Origin of the sequence: Anaeromyxobacter sp. SG66, from assembly GCF_022690805.1 — a bacterium.
GTDB classification, from domain to species: Bacteria; Myxococcota; Myxococcia; order Myxococcales; family Anaeromyxobacteraceae; genus Anaeromyxobacter; species Anaeromyxobacter soli.
Window position 1 is genome coordinate 1 of record NZ_JALCZC010000220.1, and the last position, 1746, is coordinate 1746.

The window sequence follows — 1746 nt, forward strand, 5'->3', positions numbered from 1 at the left end:
TCCCGCGGCTCGGCGCGGCGCTCGGGGCGCTCGGCGCCGGGCTCGCGGGGGTGGGGAGCCCGGCCCGCCTCGGGCTCGCGCTCCTCGTCGCCGTCGCGCCCGCGCTCACCGCCGCGGCCGCGTACGCGATCCCGCTCGCCGCCTTCGGCGTGGACGCCGGGATCGCCGGCGGAGCGGTCCTCGTCGCGGTGATCACCTTCGGTCAGCTCACTCCGGGCCTGCCGATCGGGACGGGCGTCTACTGGAGCCTCGCCGCGTGGGCAGCCCGCCGGCTCGGGGCCGCGCCGGACGACGCGGCGGCGCTCGCGGTGCTCACGCACGCGTCGATGATCGTGGCGAGCCTCGCGGTGGGCGGGGTCTCCGCGATCGTGCGACGCGGCGCGTTGCGCGAGCTGCTCCGCCGGCGGCGGGAGGTCGCGACGCTCGCGGACCCCGCCTCTGCGTGCGAGGCCGACGGCCGCTCACGCTCGCCTACATCGGCGTAATCGCTCGCAATCGGGCGCCTCCGTCCCTCGGGTCCGGCATGGATAAGCCCGGATCGCGGTGTTACGCTCCGCGCGCGATGGAACTCAACGAGATCCTGCAGGTCGCGCTCCGCGGCGGCGCCTCGGACATCCACCTCAAGGCGGGGCTGCCGCCGATGTTCCGGGTGGACGGCGCGCTGCTGCCGCTGAAGGACGCGCGCCGCCTCCCGCCCGAGGAGATCGGGCGGATGGCCGTCGGGATCATGAACGACTACCAGCGGGAGAAGTTCAAGCAGACGAACGAGGTGGACCTCGCCTACGGCGTGCCCGGCCTCGGCCGCTTCCGCGTGAACGTCTTCCAGCAGCGCGGGACGATCGGCGTCGTGCTGCGGGTCATCCCCTTCAAGATCCAGACGATCGAGCAGCTCATGCTGCCGAAGGTGCTCGAGAAGATCGCCGCCGAGCAGCGCGGCCTCGTCCTCGTCACCGGCACGACCGGCTCCGGCAAGTCGACGTCGCTCGCGGCGATGATCGACCACATCAACGCCACCGAGACCTGCCACATCATGACGATCGAGGATCCGATCGAGTTCCTCATCCGCGACAAGCGGTCGATCGTGAACCAGCGCGAGGTGGGCGTCGACACGATGAGCTTCGGCCAGGCGCTGAAGAGCGCGCTGCGCCAGGACCCCGACGTCATCCTCGTCGGGGAGATGCGCGACCTCGAGACCATCGAGACGGCGCTCACCGCGGCGGAGACGGGCCACCTCGTCATGTCGACGCTCCACACCCTCGACGCGACCGAGACCATCAACCGCATCATCTCGGCCTTCCCGCCCTACCAGCAGAAGCAGGTTCGCCTGCAGCTCGGCTCGGTCCTGCGCGGCGTCATCAGCCAGCGGCTCGTGCCGCGCGCCGACGGCAAGGGGCGCGTGCCCGCCATCGAGGTGCTCCTCGCGACCGCCCGGGTCCGCGAGCTCATCGAGGACAAGGACCGCACCAAGGAGATCCCGGAGGCGATCGCCCAGGGCCATGTGTCGTACGGGATGCAGACGTTCGACCAGTCGCTCATGTCCCTGCTGAAGGCCGGCCTCATCAGCTACGAGGAGGCGCTCCGCCAGGCGACGAACCCGGACGACTTCGCGCTCCGCGTCTCGGGCGTGTCGGGCACGAGCGACTCGAAGTGGGACTCGTTCGAGAAGGCCGACGGAGGCGCGCCGGCGCCGGCCGCTGCCGCTCGCCCCGCGCCCGCGGGCGCTCCCGGCGTGGCGCGTCCGCCCCC

At 72.4% G+C, this 1746-nt stretch carries 1 protein-coding gene and 1 pseudogene; both read left to right on the plus strand.

Annotated elements, in window-relative coordinates; all coding sequences use genetic code 11:
• Window positions 1-485: pseudogene (locus MNZ39_RS23960) on the plus strand (lysylphosphatidylglycerol synthase domain-containing protein); the annotation flags it as partial.
• Between the two features lie 77 nt (window positions 486-562).
• Window positions 563-1746, plus strand: a 1184-nt coding sequence (locus MNZ39_RS23965) for a type IV pilus twitching motility protein PilT (RefSeq protein WP_242341593.1), incomplete at its 3' end; no start/stop codon positions are given.